Source organism: Heyndrickxia sp. FSL W8-0496 (assembly GCF_038007825.1).
Lineage (GTDB): Bacteria > Bacillota > Bacilli > Bacillales > Bacillaceae_C > Heyndrickxia > Heyndrickxia oleronia.
This window is the reverse complement of sequence record NZ_JBBOXX010000001.1, coordinates 1850941-1866827: the sequence shown is the minus strand read 5'-3', so window position 1 is coordinate 1866827 and position 15887 is coordinate 1850941. Positions and strand designations below refer to the sequence as shown.

Annotated in this window: 14 protein-coding genes; 1 reads left to right on the top strand and 13 read right to left on the bottom strand. The window is 35.6% G+C overall.

All coding sequences use genetic code 11. The annotated features are described in order from the left end of the window. Position 1: 1 nt before the first annotated feature. The 3 genes from NST63_RS09385 to rpsU form a co-directional block, all read right to left on the bottom strand. Positions 2-1315, bottom strand: coding sequence for an NfeD family protein (locus NST63_RS09385; RefSeq protein ID WP_058002136.1), 1314 nt, complete (start codon positions 1313-1315; stop codon positions 2-4). A gap of 144 nt (positions 1316-1459) precedes the next feature. Further along, entirely contained in the window at positions 1460-1903 is a 444-nt protein-coding gene (locus NST63_RS09380) for a GatB/YqeY domain-containing protein (RefSeq protein WP_058002135.1), read from the bottom strand. Positions 1904-1917: 14 nt separating this feature from the next. Further along, entirely contained in the window at positions 1918-2091 is a 174-nt protein-coding gene (rpsU, locus tag NST63_RS09375; protein ID WP_039238310.1) for a 30S ribosomal protein S21, read from the bottom strand. Between the two features lie 248 nt (positions 2092-2339). Between rpsU and NST63_RS09370 the strand changes: the two genes are divergently transcribed. Beyond that, complete coding sequence (locus NST63_RS09370) at positions 2340-3278, top strand: Na/Pi symporter (RefSeq protein ID WP_058002134.1); 939 nt, start codon at positions 2340-2342, stop codon at positions 3276-3278. A gap of 390 nt (positions 3279-3668) precedes the next feature. On the opposite strand, the gene deoC is transcribed toward NST63_RS09370, so the two are convergent. The 10 genes from deoC to lepA all read right to left on the bottom strand — a co-directional run bounded on the left by deoC (position 3669) and on the right by lepA (position 15825). Continuing rightward, the gene (deoC, locus tag NST63_RS09365) at positions 3669-4340 is read right to left on the bottom strand and encodes a deoxyribose-phosphate aldolase (protein WP_212943307.1); all 672 of its coding nucleotides are present in this window, start codon (positions 4338-4340) and stop codon (positions 3669-3671) included. 180 nt (positions 4341-4520) lie between these two features. Further along, positions 4521-5876, bottom strand: coding sequence for a tRNA (N(6)-L-threonylcarbamoyladenosine(37)-C(2))-methylthiotransferase MtaB (gene mtaB / locus NST63_RS09360; RefSeq protein ID WP_058002132.1), 1356 nt, complete (start codon positions 5874-5876; stop codon positions 4521-4523). 5 nt (positions 5877-5881) lie between these two features. Beyond that, entirely contained in the window at positions 5882-6634 is a 753-nt protein-coding gene (locus NST63_RS09355) for a 16S rRNA (uracil(1498)-N(3))-methyltransferase (RefSeq protein WP_058002131.1), read from the bottom strand. An 8-nt stretch (positions 6635-6642) separates the two neighbouring features. Further along, positions 6643-7581, bottom strand: a complete 939-nt coding sequence (gene prmA, locus NST63_RS09350; RefSeq protein ID WP_058002130.1) for a 50S ribosomal protein L11 methyltransferase — start codon at positions 7579-7581, stop codon at positions 6643-6645. A 57-nt stretch (positions 7582-7638) separates the two neighbouring features. Further along, the gene (gene dnaJ, locus NST63_RS09345; RefSeq protein WP_058002129.1) at positions 7639-8766 is read right to left on the bottom strand and encodes a molecular chaperone DnaJ; all 1128 of its coding nucleotides are present in this window, start codon (positions 8764-8766) and stop codon (positions 7639-7641) included. Positions 8767-8984: 218 nt separating this feature from the next. Continuing rightward, positions 8985-10817, bottom strand: coding sequence for a molecular chaperone DnaK (dnaK, locus tag NST63_RS09340; protein ID WP_058002128.1), 1833 nt, complete (start codon positions 10815-10817; stop codon positions 8985-8987). A 35-nt stretch (positions 10818-10852) separates the two neighbouring features. Then, positions 10853-11422: a nucleotide exchange factor GrpE gene (gene grpE / locus NST63_RS09335; protein WP_058002127.1), complete on the bottom strand. Its 570-nt coding sequence runs from the start codon at positions 11420-11422 to the stop codon at positions 10853-10855. Positions 11423-11579: 157 nt separating this feature from the next. Further along, positions 11580-12608: a heat-inducible transcriptional repressor HrcA gene (gene hrcA / locus NST63_RS09330; protein ID WP_058002126.1), complete on the bottom strand. Its 1029-nt coding sequence runs from the start codon at positions 12606-12608 to the stop codon at positions 11580-11582. A 130-nt stretch (positions 12609-12738) separates the two neighbouring features. Beyond that, a complete protein-coding gene (gene hemW, locus NST63_RS09325; RefSeq protein ID WP_341044163.1) occupies positions 12739-13872 on the bottom strand; it encodes a radical SAM family heme chaperone HemW in 1134 nt (377 codons plus the stop codon). A gap of 120 nt (positions 13873-13992) precedes the next feature. Then, on the bottom strand, positions 13993-15825 hold the full coding sequence (gene lepA, locus NST63_RS09320; protein ID WP_058002125.1) for a translation elongation factor 4: 1833 nt from the start codon (positions 15823-15825) through the stop codon (positions 13993-13995). Between the last annotated feature and the right edge of the window lie 62 nt (positions 15826-15887).

The window sequence follows — 15887 nt, the reverse complement described above, 5'->3', positions numbered from 1 at the left end:
ATTATTTATCTAGTCTAACGACAATTCGAGAGCCCTCTACTTTTATTACTTTAACGCTCTGACCATTATCGATATACCCGCCTTCACTCACTACATCAATTCTTTCATCATCTATCGTTATCGTTCCCGCAGGACGAAGTGGGGTAATGGTTAGACCTGTACGACCAATTAGCTCCACACGATTTTCATTTGATACATATCCTTTTTCAGTACTCGTTGAATCAGATAAGACGATCTTTTTAAATATTTTCATCCGTTTACCCAACACCTTTACCATTATAATCATGCCAATAATAGCTACTAATACAGCAATTATTATTGATATTCCCATGTAAAAGATGTTTCCCCCTGCTATGAGTAAACTTCCTATAATGGCTGCAGCTCCAAGGATTCCCGCAATCGCTCCAGGTAAAAAGAATTCTGCGATAATCAGTGCGATACCTATAATGAACAATATAAGAGATTCATAGCCTGCTAAACCTGCAACTAAATGTCCATAGAAAAATAATAATAATGCTGTTAATCCCATTGTACCAGGTATACCAAAGCCTGGGGAATATAATTCTACTACTAAACCAAGACTTGCTATGGATAGTAGAATAGGAACAACGATAGGATTAGTTAAAAACCTGGCGATTTTTTCAGCAAAGCTTAGATCAACATGCTCGATTAAAGCATTGTCATACCCAATATGCTTTAATAACTCCGATAAATTTTTGAATGTACCTTCTGAATAACCCACTTCAACAGCTTGTTCAGAAGTTAATGTCAGCAATTTCCCTTTTCCAGCATTTAGTTTTGGAAGATCAATATCCTTATCAGCCATGGCTTCTGCATAGATTGGGTCCCGCCCATGCTGTTTAGCTGCCGCATTCATTGCAGCTTTCCAGGCACTTTCCGCTTTTTCTCCTGCTGTGTTCCCTTGTTGATTAATCACTGCTGCAGCTCCCATTGTGGCATCCGGTACCATATAAATTTCATCTGCAAACAAAGAAATATAGGCACCCGCAGATAGTGCTTTATTATTAACAAAAGCAATTTTCTTTATATCAGTACTATTTAAAAGTTTACCTATATCACTTGCTGCATTTACAGCACCGCCTGGAGTGTTAATATCAAACACGATTAAATCAGCATAATTTTCCTCAGCTGTATCAATGGCTCTTTTCAAAAAAGCATGCAATCCCTTTTCAATCTCTTCTTCAATAGGAATGACTACAACGTTTTTTTTACTTTGACTTTCTGCACTTGCTGAAAAAAATAAACTTCCTACAATTATTAATAGAGATCCTAATATAAAGAGAGCTTTTTTCAAATTATCCCCCCTTTCTACTCATCTTCAGTTTTTCCTTATTTGTTTTACGTTTTTGTAACATAAAAGTTTCATTTATGTAGAAATAATTTCAAGAATTATTTCAAGAAAAAAGCCAGGAAGTTAAAAAACTTCCTGGCTTTTTTGTTAAGCTAATTGCTGCTTTACGATATTATTTACAGTTGAACCATCAGCCTTACCTTTAACTTTCGGCATAATGGCACTCATCACTTTTCCCATATCAGCTTTCGATGTAGCACCAACTTCTTTTATTGTTTCGAGAACAATCGTTGTCAGTTCATCTTCTGAAAGCTGTTCAGGTAAATATATATCCACATAAGTTAGTTCTGTTTGAATTTTTTCAACGAGATCTTCACGACCTGCATTTCGAAATTCCTGGAGGGAGTCTTTGCGTTGCTTCACTTCGCGAGAAAGGATTGTCAGTTCATCCTCTTCTGACAGATCTTTACCAAGCTTAATCGCTTCATTTTGCAATGATGCTTTAAGCATGCGGATAACAGAGAGTTTTTCTTTTTCTTTGTTTTTCATCGCTTGTTTCATATCTTCATTTAAACGCTCGAGAAGACCCATTATTCCACCCTCTCTTAGAACTTACGCTTTCTAGCAGCTTCAGACTTTTTCTTACGTTTTACGCTTGGTTTTTCATAAAATTCGCGCTTTCTATATTCTTGTAAAGTTCCTGTTTTAGAAACTGTACGTTTGAAGCGGCGAAGAGCATCTTCAAGCGATTCGTTTTTACGAACAACTGTTTTTGACATCTCTCTTTCCCTCCCTCCGAACACACACTACGGCTTCATGCAACACATAAAAAAACCATGTACCATGACATTATAATATATCCTTTTTACGAGGTCAATAAACTTTCATAGGGTTGTTTAAAATGTCCTATAAAAAATTGTGTAAAATTAACTATTTCTCTACTGTAAACACAATAAATTTTACTATTTTTTAAAAGCGGCATTTTCATTGTTATTATACCATATGATTACTAATGAGGTGGGAGGACATGCTTTATTTAGGTTTATTTATTGGTTTAGTGGGAAGTTTCTTATTAGGTATGACTTGGCTTCGTATTGGCTTATTTAATCTTTCAGGGAAAGCAATGGAGGTATGGCTAAAAAAAATAACAAGTACTCCTATTAAAGGAATGGTCGTAGGAATAATCATGACGGCTATATTACAAAGTAGTTCTGCAGTTATGGTCATTACGGTAGGTTTAGTTGCGGCGAAAATTTTAAGCTTTCCACAGACTATAGGAATTATCTTAGGAACAAATATCGGCACAACCTTTACTTTAGAATTCCTTTCGTATGATTTATCACAATTAATTATTCCTTTTTTAATCATTGGTTTATTTTTTTTACTTTTTAATCGACCAAAAATAAAAAGCCTAGGTTTTATTTTTACCGGTTTTGCAATAATTATCTCCGCAATGAGAGGGTTCGAATGGCTTGCAGGCCCCTTAACAAAACTCGACTTTATTCAGCATCTTTTAATATTAATAAATGGTCATATGATATATGCATTTTTATTTTCGATTCTTTTAACGGCATGTATTCAATCAAGTACAGTTATGACTGGAATCGCTATGAGTTTTCTAAGCGCAGGGATATTCCCCCTCGAAACTGGGATAATCATCATGCTTGGTGCAAATATTGGTACATGCATAACTGGCTTACTAGCAAGTATCGGTGCTGGAGAGGAAGCAAGATTAACGGCTTACACCCATATATGGCTTAATCTAGTTGGCGCTATATTGTTTATTCCGTTTATTCAGTATTTAGGTGATATTTCAAGACACTTAACCTCTAATATTGAAACCCAATTAGCACATGCAAGTGTTATATTTAATGTCATTTGCTCATTAATTGTTCTTCCGTTTGCCACAAGATTCGGTAAATTCATTATCCGAATACACGGTAAAGGTAAGATTAAACCCATTTAATAAAGAAGAGACAAGATTGAATTCCCCATTCTGTTCTTTTAAATGAGGTACTTAATAGAGAGTTTAATTGACTTCAATAGTAAATGTAGAGCTCGATTGACCTATTACCATTAAAGGATAGAAACTTTTTATTCATTCTTACACTAAAACTGTTTTCATATAGTTAGTAGCTCTTGTAAAAGCCCAACTGCCGGCTTTACACCCAATAAAGTTTTTCAGTGGTTCTTATGGAGATTGCAGCTCTTTTCTCAGTAAGATGAAAAGAGTAGTGATCCTCTACATACTTTACAAGTTATAACTTTACTTGAATAGTAACAATGTTTGGGAAAAGAGTTTACACTAAAACCCAGAGAGTACCATTCTCTGGGCTTTTTACTTTCTTTCTATTACTTAATAATCACTATCACTGGTTAACCCTTGGACAATTTTTACACCTGAGCTAGCACCAATACGTGTTGCACCTGCTTCAATCATTTGCTGTGCATCTTCAGGACTTCTTACACCTCCAGATGCTTTGACACCTATATTTGGTCCAACTGTTTTGCGCATTAAAGCGATATCTTCAACTGTTGCTCCACCTGTAGAAAATCCTGTAGAAGTCTTCACATAATCAGTTCCTGCTTTTACAGCGAGTTCACATGCACGAATTTTTTCTTCTTCAGTAAGAAGGCAAGTTTCAATAATTACCTTTGTTAAAGCTTTACCTTTTGCAGCATTTGTAACCGCTAATATATCCTGTTCAACTAGTTCAAGATCTCCACTTTTAAGGGCGCCAATATTTATTACCATATCGACTTCCTCCGCTCCGTTTTCAATGGCATTTTTTGTTTCAAATGCCTTTGTTTCAGGAGTTGTAGCCCCTAAAGGAAATCCAATAACAGTACATACCTTTACATCTGAACCTTGTAAAAGATCTGCTGCATATTTAACCCATGTTGGATTAACACATACGGATGCAAATGAATATTCTCTTGCCTCCTCACACAAACTTTGAATTTGTGACTTTGTTGCTTCAGGCTTTAGCAATGTATGGTCAATCATTTTTGCAATGTTATTCGTCATAATTTTAACTCTCCTTTATGTAATTTATGTTGTACGTACCTCTATTACTATATCATTGATAACCTATCATTTCGAGTAGATTTAGTATCCCCAAAATAAAAAAAATTAGAAGTAAATCCAAAGTCAATGTCATGAAAACCCTTGACTTTAAATTCAACTTCTAATTTTTTCTAAAACCAATTACATTGCTTGCTGTTGATTGACCTCATCAATTTCATCCATCACACGGACAAATTGGCCTTCATTATAAGGATAGCCAGATTTAGTAATTTTAACTTTCACAATTTGACCAACCATATCTTCAGTTGCAGGGAAAACTACTTTTAGATAATTATCTGTATATCCCTCATAAAGACCACTAGCTGGATCATCTTTGAATTTTTCTTCCGGAATAACTTCTAATACTTCATTCTCAAAATTAGAGGCATATTCCTTCGCTAATTGATCTGACAACGAAATTAAGCGATGAACACGTTCATTTTTAATCTCTTCATCAACTTGATCCTCCATGCGAGCAGCAGGAGTACCTGTACGCTTCGAATATGGGAAGACATGAAGTTCAGCAAATTTATGTTTTTTAATAAAATTGTAGGTTTCCATAAATTCTTCTTCTGTTTCCCCAGGAAACCCAACGATAACATCGGATGTTATTGCAAGTCCAGGCAAAGCCTTTTTCAATTTCAACAGTCTTTCTTCATATTCTGCCATCGTGTATTTCCGTCTCATTCTTTTTAGGACTGTATCAGATCCTGATTGAAGAGGTATATGCATATGTCGAACAATTAATTTCGATTTATCGATTACCTCAATGACCTCATCCGTTAATTGACTAGCTTCTATAGATGATATGCGGATTCGTTTTAATCCTTTTACTTGTTTCTCCATATCGCTAAGTAGCATAGCTAAATTATAATCCTTAAAATCCTGTCCATATCCACCTGTATGAATTCCCGTTAAGACAATTTCTTTATAACCAGCGTCTACAAGTTGCTGTGCTTGATGAATGACTTCTTTTGGATCACGGGATCTCATAAGACCACGTGCCCATGGAATAATACAAAATGTACAGAAGTTATTACAGCCTTCTTGAATTTTTAATGATGCACGTGTTCGATCAGTAAAGGCTGGAACGTCCAATTCTTCATACACACGATTTTTCATAATGTTTCCGACACCATTAATTGGTTTTCTTTCTTGTTTGAATTGCTCTATATAGTCGAGCATTTTTGTCCGATCTTGTGTACCTACAACAATATCAACACCAGGTATAGCCATAATTTCTGCAGGGGAAGTCTGTGCATAACAACCAGTAACACAAATGACTGCATCTGGATTTTTTCTTACTGCACGACGAATCACTTGACGACTTTTTTTATCACCAGTATTTGTTACAGTACATGTGTTGATGACATATACATCTGCCATTGATTCGAAATCTACCCGATCATAGCCTTGAGCTTTAAATAATTGCCATATTGCCTCTGTTTCATAATGATTTACTTTACATCCTAATGTATGAAATGCCACTTGTGACATTGCAATCACCTCATTAATTCTAATTGGTAAGAAATTGCGGATAATGCATATAAAGGAGCTGTTTCAGTTCGTAATATTCTTGGACCTAATCCACAAATACAAAATCCCGATTCTTCCATTTGTTTCACTTCATCATTCGTTAGACCACCTTCAGGTCCAAATACGATGAGTACTGTCTCGCCAGCATTAAACTCATTTAATTTTTTTACAAAATTGGAGGTTTCCCCCAATTTCGCACTCTCTTCAAATGCAACTAATTTATGATCGAATGGTTGGCTGTATTCAAGTAGTTTTTTTAACGATAGCGGAGCGGTAACTTTAGGTATATATTGTCGATGGGCTTGTTCCGCTGCCTCTAATGCAATTTTTTGCCATCGTTCAAGCTTTTTCTTTTCCTTTTTAGGCTCCCATTTAACAATGGAGCGATCCGCTATAAAAGGGACAAATTGAAAAGCTCCGAGCTCTGTTCCTTTTTGAATAATTAATTCTAATTTATCCCCTTTAGGCAGTCCGCTCGCAATTGTTACTTTTACAGGCATTTCCTTATTTTCATCTTCCCATTTTACTACATTTGCGATAATTTCCTCATTGGTAATATCAACTATTTTAGCAACCCCTGATTTACCTTCTGAAAAAACAATAAAAAATTCATCATTCACTTTCATTCTCATTACATGTGAAATATGGTGATAAGCATCACCTTTCAAGTGAAATTGATTTTCTCCATCATAGTTCTTATCGATGAAATAACGTTGCATCTCCTTGATCACCCACGTTTTGCAATAAAAGCAACCCAGTCTTCCATTATAATCGTTTCTTCAATGGTAAAACCTGAAGCTATCATCGCATCCTTTACTTGATCTTTTTTCTGCTGAATGATGCCTGAAGCAATAAAATATCCGCCCATTTTAACTGCTTTTGCCACGTCATCTGTAAAACTCATAATTACTTCAGCTAGTATATTTGAAACAACAACATCCACTTGTCCATCCATTCCCTGCAGAAGGTCATTTTTGGAAACAGTAACCACTGATTGTACTTTATTTAGCTTTACGTTTAGCCTAGCTGATTGTACTGCCACTTCATCTAAATCAAGTGCCGTTACTTTTTCTGCTCCTAGCATAGCAGCAGCAATACTTAAAACACCTGAACCTGTGCCAACATCAATGACAGAATCACCCTGTTTCACTGTTCTTTCTAATGCTTGAATGCACATAACTGTTGTAGGATGTGTCCCCGTTCCAAAAGCCATTCCAGGATCTAATTCAATAATTAACTCATCACTTGATACTGGTTCGTATTCCTCCCAAGTAGGAACAATCGTAAACTTTTCAGATATTTTCACTGGATTATAATATTTTTTCCAAGCAGTTGCCCATTCTTCTTCATTGACTTCACTAATAGAAACATCATTATGACCGATATCAATATTTAGTTCAGTCAAGTTGTTTATCGATTGCTTAATTTCTTCAATCGTTTCACCTAAAAAGCTATTCACTGCTATATACGCTTTGATAATTACACCTTCTTCAGGATAATCATCTGGGTTGAGTTGGTAGATTTCACCAAACTGATCTTCCCTCTCTTTAATAAGATCAAATGGGTCTTCGATTACTACCCCACTAGCACCTGCCTCATGTAAAATATTTGAGATCGGTTCAATTGCTTCATTTGTCGTATGGATCATAATTTCAGACCATTTCACTTCTACCAACTCCATCTTTTATTTATTGCATTCGAAAATAATTAATCACTCGAGGAATTATTCCCCTTTAAATGCTCTCTTCATTTTGTCAAAAAACGATTCATTATGTTCATCTGGAACAGTACCACTAATTTCTGAAAACTCACGTAATAATTGCTTTTGTTTTTCTGTTAACTTTGTCGGTGTAACGACCTTAACATGAATATGCTGATCTCCAACACCATAACCTCTAACATTTGGAACACCTTTTCCACGTAGGCGGAATTTCGTACCTGTTTGTGTACCAGAAGGGACCTTTAACTTAACTTTTCCATGTAACGTTGGAACTTCAATCTCATCCCCCAACGCAGCCTGAGAGAAAGTAAGAGGAACCTCACAATATATATCGTCCCCATCACGTTCAAAGAATTCATGTTCTTTTACATGGAATACGACATAAAGATCTCCAGCAGGACCACCGTTTATACCAGGTTCACCTTGACCTGAAACTCTTAATTGTTGACCATCATCAACTCCTGCAGGAATCTTCACATTGATTTTTCGACGTTTCTTTACTTTTCCTGTACCACCACATGTTTTACATTTATCTTTAATCATCTTACCTGTACCATTACAATAGTTACATACTCGACGATTAACAATTTTGCCAAATGGTGTATTTTGTTCTGTATTTAATTGGCCTGATCCATGACAGTGAGAACAAGTTTCTGGTTTCGTACCAGGCTTTGCTCCAGTACCATGACATGTATCACAGTTCTCTTCACGAGGTATTTCAATAACTGTTTCTTTCCCAAATACCGCTTCATCAAATTCTAAGCTCATTGTGTATTGAAGGTCTGCACCTTGTCTTGGTGCATTTGGATCACGACGTCTTGATGATCCACCACCAAAGAAGGTACTAAATATATCCTCAAAGCCTCCAAACCCACCAAAGTCACCATTACTAAATCCACCAAATCCTTGGTTTGGATCAGTATGTCCAAATCGATCATATTGGTCACGTTTTTGGTCATCTGACAAAACTTCATAGGCTTCTTTTACTTCTTTAAATTTTTCGTCCGCTCCAGCTTCTTTATTAATATCTGGATGATATTTTTTAGATAATTTTCGATATGCCTTTTTTATTTCTTCTTTTGAGGCATTTTTTTCTAATCCTAATACTTCATAATAATCCCTTTTACTCATTCAAACTCACTCCCGAATCCTTTCGCATAAAGGTTATTTTAACATTGACGTTGGGAACAATCAATAAAAAGAACAGTAATTATCAGATAACCCCAAAGTCTTATGGAGCTTTTTTACTTCGATTCACTAAACATAAGAGCTCTAGTTTAAAACAAAAAGCCAAAGCCAAGAATGACCTGACTTTGACTTTTTGAACATGTATATGTGGAGACTATTTTTTATTTATCATCTTTTACTTCTTCAAATTCTGCGTCGACCACATCATCGTTATTATTTCCTTCTTGGCCTCCAGCAGCATTTTGCTGTGCTTGTGCTTGTTTTGCTGCTTCTTCATACAATTTCATTGATAGATTTTGTACAATTTCTTGGAGCGCATCTTTCTTTTCACGGATTTCAGTTAAGTCATTTTTCTCAATAGCCGCTTTTAATGCATCTTTTGCTTCCTCAGCCTTTTTCACTTCGGCTTCTTCTACTTTACCTTCAAGATCTTTTAACGTTTTTTCAGTTGTAAATACAAGCTGATCTGCTTCATTACGTAATTCTACTTCTTCTTTACGTTGTTTATCTGCTTCAGCATTTTCCTCAGCTTCTTTTACCATACGATCGATTTCTTCATCTGATAATCCTGAAGATGATTTAATCGTAATATTTTGTTGTTTACCAGTACCTAAATCCTTAGCACTTACATTAACGATACCATTTTTATCAATATCAAATGTTACCTCGATTTGTGGAATTCCACGTGGTGCTGGCGGAATATCAGATAATTGGAAACGGCCTAATGTTTTATTATCTGCAGCCATTGGACGTTCACCTTGAAGAACATGGATATCTACGGCAGTTTGATTATCTGCAGCTGTTGAGAACACTTGTGATTTAGATGTTGGGATTGTAGTATTACGATCAATTAGTTTCGTAAACACAGCTCCCATTGTTTCAATCCCTAATGAAAGTGGTGTTACGTCTAATAGTACAACATCTTTAACATCCCCAGTAAGAACTCCACCTTGGATAGCAGCTCCCATTGCAACAACTTCATCAGGATTTACACCTTTATGTGGATCCTTACCAGTTTCTTTACGAATAGCTTCTTGTACAGCTGGAATACGTGTAGAGCCACCAACTAGGATAACTTTATCAATTTCACTTGGTGATAATCCTGCATCCTGCATAGCACGTCTTGTCGGACCCATTGTTCTTTCAACAAGGTCTGCAGAGATTTCATCAAATTTAGCACGTGTTAGGTTCACTTCTAAGTGTAAAGGTCCTGCTTCACCAGCTGTAATAAATGGTAATGAAATTTGTGTAGAAGTTACACCAGATAAGTCTTTCTTCGCTTTTTCTGCTGCATCTTTTAAACGTTGCATAGCCATTTTATCTTTAGAAAGATCAATACCATTTTCTTTTTTAAATTCAGCAACTAAATAATCCATAATTACTTGGTCGAAATCATCTCCACCAAGCTTATTGTCACCTGCAGTTGCACGAACTTCGAATACTCCGTCTCCTAGCTCAAGAATAGATACATCAAATGTTCCACCGCCTAAGTCATAAACGAGAATGGTTTGATCTTGATCCATTTTATCTAACCCATACGCAAGTGCTGCAGCAGTTGGCTCGTTAATAATACGTTCAACTTCTAATCCAGCAATTTTCCCTGCATCTTTAGTTGCTTGACGTTCAGCATCATTAAAATAAGCTGGAACAGTAATAACTGCTTTATCAACAGTCTCTCCTAGATATTCTTCTGCATATGATTTTAAATATTGAAGGATCATTGCTGAAACTTCCTGCGGAGTATACTCTTTCCCTTCAATAACCTCTTTATGGTTTGTTCCCATATGACGCTTAACAGAAATAATGGTATTAGGGTTAGTGATTGCTTGACGCTTAGCCACTTCCCCTACTTGACGCTCACCATTTTTAAATGACACTACAGATGGAGTAGTACGATTTCCTTCTGGATTTGGAATGACCTTTGGTTCTCCACCTTCAAGAACAGCGACACATGAGTTGGTTGTTCCTAAGTCAATACCGATAATTTTGCTCATGTTAATTTACCTCCTACTATCATATGTAAAAAAATTTATTGGTTTACCTTTACCATAGAAGGGCGAATAACTCGATCCTTCAATATATAACCTTTTTGAAATTCTTCGATGACAATGTTAGAATCGAAGTTTTCATCTTCACCTTGCATAATAGCTTGATGAAAATTAGGGTCAAACTCTTTACCTACAGCCTCTATTACCTCAACACCTTCTTGTTTCAAGGCATCAATAATATTTCGATATACCATTTCTACACCTTGCATCAACTGTTTTGCTTGTTCATCTTCAGGTGTTATTTGCATAGCTCTTTCGAAATTATCAATGGCCGGTAATAAATTTGTAACTAAGCTTTGAGCCTTATATTTTTCATTCGCCTCACGGTCGATTTGAACTCTTCTACGGAAGTTATCAAAGTCAGCACGTAAACGCAGATAACGATTTTCAGATTCATCAAGTTTTTTCTGAAGTTCCTCTATTGCATCATTAGCATCGGATTCTTCTTTTTCTTTTGTTTCAATTTGTTCAGAAGAATTCACTTCAGTCTCTTCTTCAAAAATTGTTTCAACCGTTTCCTCAGTCATTTCTTGATTTTTCTCTTCTGCCATTGTTTTCACCTCCCTTAAAGAAAAATGATAGGCGCCCTGGTTAACCTATACCTAGGCGCATATTTGTAAAGATGGTTATACTCACAAAAAAAGACTAGAAACCAGCGCGTATGACTAATTTCCAGTTGTTATGTCATTTGCAATTGTTCACCTAGATTTAGCTGTGAAACAAATTTGTTAATGCTTTTGACATATCCGTACTCAAAAAATCTAATAAACTAATGACCCTGGAATATTCCATTCTTGTAGGCCCGAGTATCGCTATAGTTCCAACTGGATCATTTCCTATCGAATAGGTTGCTGTAATTAAACTACAGTTTTCCATTTCCGACCGCTCATTTTCTTTTCCAATCTTCACATGTATCCCATGCGGTATTTGTTTAACAATTTCATAAAAACCATTTTCTCTTTCAATCATGTCCATTAAAGAATGGATTTTTTGTATATCTTGAAATTCTGGCTGATTAAATATATTCGCCTTTCCACCAAAGAAAAGTTTCTCCTGTTCCTTCACACTAATTGTGTCTGACAATGCATGAAGGATAGAATCATAATTTTGAATATGTCGCTTAAGTAGTTCAGCTACCTCTTTATATATCTTACTTTTCAATTCAGAGATTGGAACATCGGTTAATTTCTCATTTAAAATATTAACCATCTTTTCTAAATCCATAAGATTAAAGCCTGAAGGTATTGTGAACATTCGGTTTTCGACATGGCCAGTATCAGTTATCATGATTGCAATGGCCGTTTCATTGTTCAAAGGAACAATTTGCAGTTTTTTCAGCTTCGTTATTTTAACCTTAGGTCCTAATAAAATAGCTGTATAATTGGTTAACTCTGAAAGAATTTTTGCCGACTTTTGCACAAGTTTTTCGAGCTCATAAATTCTTTCTGCAAAAATAGAATGAATACGTGATATTTCCCCCGCATCTAGCTTTTGTGGAGCTATAATATGGTCAACATAATATCTGTATCCTTTTTCTGAAGGTATTCTTCCAGAAGATGTGTGGGTTTTTTCTAAATAGCCCATTTCTTCTAAATCTGCCATTTCATTACGAATAGTAGCAGAGCTAAAGGAAATTTCATTTTTTTTAGAAAGTGTTCTTGAGCCGACAGGTTGTGCAGATCGAATAAAGTCATCAGTAATTACTCGTAATATAAGAAGCTGACGATCTGTTAACAACTTTCATCACCTCTGTTAGCACTCATACAATCCGAGTGCTAATTCTAATAATAAATTATCAAAACTATACCACTATGTCAATATTTTTACCCCTTTACCTTCCTTCTATTTTAACCCTTTTAATATTTATTTATAGACCTAAAAATGCCTGGAAAACCTCATTCCCTAAAAATCTTCCTTCTCTAGTCAGTTGAACCGATCCTTCACTTATTTGTAATAGTTGTTTATGAATCAATTGTTCAATTGGCTCTTTAAAGACGTCGAGCATATTCATTTCAAATTTTTGGTTAAATTGCTCTATATTAACCCCATCGTTTTTTCTTAACCCTAAAAACATCTGCTCTTCCATCATTTCATTTTTCGTTAAAACGTTCGCCTCTAAAATTGGCAAATGCCCTGCTTGAAGCTTTTCGATATATTTTTTTATTGGACCTATGTTTGATTGTCGTACCCCATTAACATAGCCATGGGCTCCTGCGCCAAACCCAAAATATTCTTCGTTATTCCAATACACTAGATTATGCTTACTTTCATAATTTTCTTTTGAGAAGTTACTAATTTCATATTGGTGATACCCGTGCTTTTCCATTGTATCAATTAATACACTATACATATTAGCCTCCAACTCTACAGATGGAAGATGAAGTTTCCCCTTTTGCATTAAATTATAAAAAACCGTTTTAGGTTCTACAATTAAAGAGTAACTAGAATAATGTGGTAAATTTAGATGCAATGCTTTACTTAAAGTATCGATAAAATCTTTTTCAGTTTGCAGAGGTAAGCTATAAATTAGGTCGATGCTTATATTTTCAAAACCTGCTTGGTGCGATTTCTCGATCGTCGTGTAGACATCTTTTTCTGTATGTGCTCTACCAATTTTTTTTAGTAATTCATCATTAAAAGATTGAACACCGAAACTAAGCCGATTGACATCATAATTCTTCAAAATATTTAACTTTCCCCTAGAAAGATCACCTGGGTTGGCTTCAAAAGTAAATTCTCCCTCGCTGTTGTATGGTAGTATATTTCGAATTCCTTTACATAGTTTGTCAAGCTGACTTTCGTTTAAAACCGTTGGAGTTCCACCTCCAACAAAGATAGTTTCTAATTGTTCTGTTGCATTTCTTGATATTGTTAATTCCATTTCATGTAATAACTGATCTATATAATCATCTACTGGCTGCCCTTTTAAGAAAACCTTATTAAAATCACAATAGTAGCAAATATGCTCACAAAATGGGATATGAATATAAGCTGACTTCACCAATTTTAAAATCCTCTCCAATTTAAATGTTTCCTACAACTAATAAATACAGTCTCTTCCAGTCATACAAAAAGAGGGAGTGATCGCATGATAAACATCAAGCTTACTCCCTTTTTTTCATTATTTTGTACTTGTATCATCCATTTTCAGAACCGCCATAAACGCCTCTTGCGGAACTTCAACTGATCCTACTTGCTTCATCCGTTTTTTACCTTCTTTTTGTTTTTCAAGTAGTTTTCGCTTCCGAGAAATGTCTCCTCCATAGCATTTAGCTAAGACATTTTTCCTCATCGCTTTAATGGTTGATCGTGCAACAATTTTTTGTCCGATAGCTGCTTGAACAGGAACCTCAAATTGCTGACGTGGAATAATTTCCTTTAATTTCTCTACAATGATCTTTCCACGCTCGTAAGCAAAATCCCGATGCACAATAAAGCTTAGTGCATCCACTTTTTCAGAATTTAAAAGAATATCCATCTTGACTAATTTCGACGGCTTATAGCCAATTAACTCGTAATCAAAAGAAGCGTACCCCTTCGTACTTGATTTCAATTGATCAAAGAAGTCATAAACAATTTCAGAAAGAGGTATTTCATATATTACATTAACCCTAATATCATCCAAATATTTCATATCAATAAATGTTCCACGTTTTGCTTGAGATAGCTCCATAACAGCCCCAACATATTCATTTGGAACCATGATGGAAGCTCGTACATATGGCTCTTCAACCTTATCAATTTTTTGTGGATCTGGCATATTTGACGGATTGTCCACATTTACTTCTGTACCATCAGTTAATAACACATTGTATATTACACTCGGTGCGGTAGTAATTAAGTCAATTTTAAATTCCCGTTCAATCCGCTCTTGAATAATTTCCATATGCAAGAGTCCCAAAAACCCACAACGGAAACCAAAACCAAGCGCTTGTGATGTTTCTGGTTCAAACTGCAGGGAGGAGTCATTTAATTCAAGTTTTTCGAGTGCTTCACGAAGATCATTAAATTTTGCTGAATCAATAGGATATAATCCGCAATATACCATAGGATTTAACTTCCTATATCCTGGTAACGCCTCATTAGCTGGATTGATAGCACTTGTAATCGTATCCCCTACTCGCGTATCTCCTACATTCTTAATTGAAGCGGTTAAAAATCCTACATCCCCTACAGTTAGTTCATCACATGCAACTGGCTTAGGCGCATATACCCCTATTTCAGTAACTTCAAATTCCTTACCGGTTGCCATCATTTTAATTTTGTCGCCAACTTTTACCGTTCCTTCTACAACACGAATATATGCGACTACTCCCCGATATGCATCATATAAAGAATCAAATATTAATGCTTTTAATGGCGCTGCAGGATCACCTGTTGGGGCAGGTACCTTTTCAACAATTTGTTCTAAGATTTCTTCGATACCTATACCCGCTTTTGCAGAAGCTAGAACAGCTTCAGATGCATCTAATCCAATCACATCTTCAACTTCCTGTCGTACACGTTCTGGATCTGCTGCTGGTAAGTCAATTTTGTTTATTACTGGCAAAATTTCCAAATCATTATCCAAAGCAAGATAAACATTGGCAAGGGTTTGTGCTTCAATTCCTTGGGCAGCATCAACAACAAGAATGGCTCCTTCACAAGCTGCTAAACTCCTTGAGACTTCATAGGTAAAATCGACATGTCCCGGGGTATCAATTAAGTGAAGAATATAATCATTTCCATCCTTTGCTTTATATTTTAATTGCACAGCATTTAATTTTATGGTAATTCCTCGTTCACGTTCCAAATCCATTGAATCGAGCAATTGTGCTTTCATTTCTCTTGAAGTAAGAGCATTTGTTTTTTCTAAAATTCGATCTGCTAAAGTTGATTTCCCATGATCAATATGGGCAATAATAGAAAAGTTGCGAATCCTTTCCTGTCTTTTCAGTCTATCTTCATTATTCATTTTTTTCACTCCTGTTAAACGCCACATGTAAACTATTTTTGATTATATCAGCAGGATTTGCA